The sequence below is a fragment of the Actinotalea ferrariae genome (assembly GCF_019733465.1).
Lineage (GTDB): Bacteria > Actinomycetota > Actinomycetes > Actinomycetales > Cellulomonadaceae > Actinotalea > Actinotalea ferrariae_A.
In genome coordinates, this window is the sequence record NZ_JACVQL010000329.1 from 1 (window position 1) to 4,602 (window position 4,602).

The 4,602-nt window shown below is 75.7% G+C and carries 1 protein-coding gene; it reads left to right on the top strand.

What is annotated here, in order from left to right:
* Positions 1 to 457: 457 nt before the first annotated feature.
* The coding region (gene hrpA / locus ICW40_RS19110) for an ATP-dependent RNA helicase HrpA (RefSeq protein WP_221655576.1) at positions 458 to 4,602 on the top strand (4,145 nt) is incomplete at its 3' end.

A 4,602-nucleotide genomic window follows, 5' to 3' on the forward strand; every position in this document is an offset into this window, starting at 1 on the left:
GGGCGGCCCACGCCCGGGCGAGCGCCGCGCGAGCGGACGCCGGGTCGGCCTCGGGCGCCGCCTCGAGGACGGCGGGCACGAGCCAGTCGACGTCCACGGTGCCGCTCGGCGGCGCGAACACGCGCTCGCCGCTCACCCAGTCCGTGGGGCCCTGACTCACCCAGCGAGTCTCGCAGCCGGCAGCCGGTCCGGCGAGGGGCGGCAAGGCGTGGGAGCGCGCCGATGCGAGCGGCGGGCGCTGATCGCCGAGCGATGCGAGCGCGGCGGGCGCTGATCGCCGGGCGATGCGAGCGCGCGGGCGCTGATCGGTGCGGGCGGGCCAGGCGCCCGGGCGGCGTGATCCCGACGCTGTGTCGCGACCTCACCGACACGATCGGCATCACGGTGTCTCGTCGGTCGCACGCGTGCGGCAGAACTCGGGGGCGGACGCGCGCGACGTCGGGGAGAATGGTCCGTCGTGAGCGAGGAGCCCGAGCGGTCGGCCCCGGACCGGCCCCGGTCCGGCTCTCGCCGACCCCGCGGGCGTCGCGGCAACCGGCCGGACCGTCCGCGCGACGGCTCCCAGGACCGGGGCCGCGACACCGGGCCGCGCGCCGTGCACGACGCGACCCGCGAGACCGAGCGCCGCGCACGGCGCACCGAGGCGCGGCGCGACGTCGTCGTGCCGCCGATCACCTATCCCGAGCAGCTGCCGGTCTCCGCGCGCCGCGAGGACATCGCGGCGGCGATCCGCGACCACCAGGTCGTCATCGTCGCGGGCGAGACGGGCTCCGGGAAGACGACGCAGCTGCCGAAGATCGCGCTCGAGCTGGGCCGAGGGCGCGAGGGCCAGATCGGCCACACGCAGCCCCGCCGGATCGCGGCGCGGTCGGTCGCGGAGCGCATCAGCGAGGAGATCACCGGCGGCGCCGGCGCCCTCGGCTCGATCGTCGGCTACCAGGTCCGCTTCACCGACCAGTCGTCGGAGGAGACGCTGGTCAAGGTCATGACCGACGGCATCCTGCTCGCCCAGATCCAGCGCGACCCGCAGCTGCTCGCCTACGACACGCTGATCATCGACGAGGCGCACGAGCGCTCGCTCAACATCGACTTCATCCTCGGCTACCTCACGCGCCTGCTGCCGAAGCGTCCCGACCTCAAGGTCGTCATCACCTCGGCGACCATCGACTCGCAGCGGTTCGCGCGCCACTTCGCCGGACCGCCGACGCCCGAGCACCCCGAGGGCGTCCCCGCGCCGGTGATCGAGGTCAGCGGGCGTACCTACCCGGTCGAGGTGCGGTACCGGCCGCTGCGGCCCGACGACCCGGACGACCTCCGCGCCACCGGCGAGGACGACGACCTCGACCTCCCGGACGCACCGCTCAAGCGCACGCCCGGCCGTCGGACGGACGTCGAGGAACGCGACCTCATGACCGCCATCTGCGAGGCGGTCGACGAGCTGTGCGCCGAGGGCCCCGGCGACATCCTCGTGTTCCTCTCGGGCGAGCGTGAGATCCGCGACGCCGAGGATGCCCTCGCGGCCCACCTCGGCCCGCGCGCGCTCGGCAACGCCTCCGACGGGCGCGGCCCCCAGGTGCCGGGCTCGATCGAGCTCCTCCCCCTCTACAGCCGCCTGTCCGCGGCCGAGCAGCACCGGGTCTTCGAGCCGCACCAGCACCGCCGCGTCGTGCTCTCGACCAACGTCGCGGAGACGTCGCTGACCGTCCCGGGCGTGCGGTACGTCGTCGACCCCGGCACCGCGCGCATCTCGCGGTTCTCCAAGGCGACCAAGGTGCAGCGGCTCCCGATCGAGCCGATCTCCCAGGCGAGCGCCAACCAGCGCTCGGGCCGCTGCGGCCGCGTCGCCGACGGCATCGCGATCCGGCTCTACTCGCCGACCGACTTCGCCTCGCGGCCCGAGTTCACCGAGCCGGAGATCCTGCGGACCTCGCTCGCGTCGGTGATCCTGCAGATGGTCGCCGTCGGCGTCGCGAGCACGCCCGACGACGTCGCGAAGTTCCCGTTCGTCGAGCCGCCGGACGTCCGTGCCGTGCGCGACGGCGTCCAGCTGCTCACCGAGCTCGGCGCGCTCACGCCCGCGAGCGAGGGCACGCGCCTGACCGACGTCGGCCGCGCGCTCGCCCTGCTGCCCATGGACCCGCGCCTCGCGCGCATGATCGTCGAGGGGGGCCGGCGCGACGTCGCGCGCGAGGTGATGATCATCGCCGCCGCGCTCTCGATCCAGGACCCGCGCGAGCGACCCGCCGAGCAGCGGCCCCAGGCCGACCAGCTGCACGGACGGTTCGCGGACCCGACGTCGGACTTCCTCACCTACCTCAACCTGTGGACCTACGTCCGCGACCAGCAGCGCGAGCTCTCCGGCAGCGCGTTCCGCCGGATGTGCCGCGCCGAGCACCTCAACTACCTGCGGCTGCGCGAGTGGCAGGACGTCGTGACGCAGCTGCGCGAGATGGCCAAGCCGCTCGGCATCGTCGTCCGGCCGCCGGTCCGGCCCGCGGCCCTCCCGGCACGCACCGCGCCGACGACGCAGCAGGCGAAGGTCGACGCGTCGCTCGAGCAACGTCGCAGGTCGGCGCGGGGCGAGGCGGTCGTCGAGGCGAGAGAGCCCGAGGAGGCGCCCGAGTCCCTGCGCCTCGCGTGGGACGGCGACCGCATCCACCAGGCGCTGCTGTCCGGGCTGCTGTCGCAGGTCGGCATGCAGGAGGTCACCGAGGTGCGCGCGAATGCGCCCGCCAAGGGCCGCGACGGCCGGCCCGCCGGACGGCGGCCGCAGGCGCGCAACGAGTACCTCGGCGCGCGCGGGGCTCGGTTTGCGATCTTCCCCGGCTCGCCGCTGTCGCGGAAGCCCCCCGCGTGGATCATGGCCGGCGAGCTCGTCGAGACGTCGCGGCTGTGGGCGCGGGACGTCGCGCGCATCGCCCCCGAGTGGGCCGAGGAGCTGGCCCCGCACCTGGTCAAGCGCACGTACTCGGACCCCGCCTGGTCCACCAAGCAGGGCGCCGCGATGGCGACCGAGCGCGTGCTCCTCTACGGCGTGCCGATCGTGGCCGGCCGCCGCGTGCTGTTCGCCAAGGTCGACCCCGAGCACGCGCGCGAGCTCTTCATCCGGCACGCCCTCGTGCAGGGCGAGTGGACCACCCACCACGCCTTCTTCCACGACAACCGGCGGCTGCTCGCGGAGGCCGAGCAGGTCGAGCACCGCTCGCGCCGCCGCGGCCTCGTCGTGGACGACGACGCCCTGTTCGCCTTCTACGACGAGCGCCTGCCGGCCGACGTCGTCTCGGCGCGCCACTTCGACCAGTGGTGGAAGGGCGCCCGCCGCCGGGACCCCGAGCTGCTCACCTACTCGATGGAGCTGCTCGTCGGCGACGCCGCGGTCGACGAGGACGCGTTCCCGTCCGTCTGGCCGCAGGCGGACCTGCGCCTGCCGCTGACGTACCAGTTCGAGCCGGGCACCGAGTCCGACGGCGTCACGGTGCACATCCCCGTGACGGTCCTGCCGCGCGTGCGGCCCGAGGGCTTCGACTGGCTGGTGCCCGGGCTGCACGAGGAGCTCGTCGTCGCGCTCGTCCGCGCGCTCCCCAAGCCGATCCGGGTCCAGCTGGTACCGGCGCCGGACGTCGCGCGCGCCGTCGTGGCGTGGCTGCGCGAGACGCAGCCGTCCTGGGAGGACACGGTCCGGGCGGCCGACGCGGCGCCGTCCTTCACGACGGTGCTCGGCCGCGCCGTCCGGGAGCTCCGCGACGTCGACGTGCCCGACGACGCCTGGGACACGAGCCGCCTGCCCGCGCACCTGCGCATGCGCTTCCGCGTCGTCGAGCAGCGCGGCCGCTCCACCGTCGAGCTCGAGGAGGGCTCCGACCTCGTCGCGCTCCAGCGGCGCCTGGCCGCGCGCTCCGAGGACGCGGTGCGCAGCGCGGTCCGCGACGCCGTCCGCCAGGCGGTCCGCGAGTCAACGGCACCCGAGGGTGGTGCCCGCACGCCCGACGACGGCACCGGGCGGGGCGTCGCAGGGAGCACCGGCCCCGGGCAGCCAGGCGGGGCGTCCGCACGGGGCGAGGCGCGCGGACCGGACAGTGAGCGTGGGCAGAGCGGGGCGCGCGGACCTGGCGGTGAGCGCCGGCGTGACGGGGATGGGCCACGAGGAGACCAGCCGGTCGGCGGAGCGGCCCCGCAGCTCGAGCGTCAGGCGCTCACCACCTGGCCCGACGACCTCCCGGACGGCCGGCTGGCCGAGGTCGTGACGACGACGTCGGCCGGCGTCACCGTGCACGGGTACCCGGCCCTCGTGGCGGGGGACCGACGCAAGGACGGCCGGCACCCGGTCGGCCTGCGCGTGCTCACCACGGCTGGCGAGCAGGCGCTGCGTCACCCGGCCGGCGTGCGCGAGCTCCTGCTCGGCGAGCTGGCCCTCGCGACCGGCCGCGTCACGAGCCGGTGGACGACGACGGAGTCGCTCACGCTCGCCGCGAGCCCGTACCCGAGCACGGAGGTCCTGGTCGCTGACCTGCAGCGGGCCGCCGTCGAGGCGCTGGCCGCGGAGGTCCCGGCCGCGGGGACGCCGGCCGGGCCGACGGCGGGCGCCGGAGGGCCGGCCGGAAT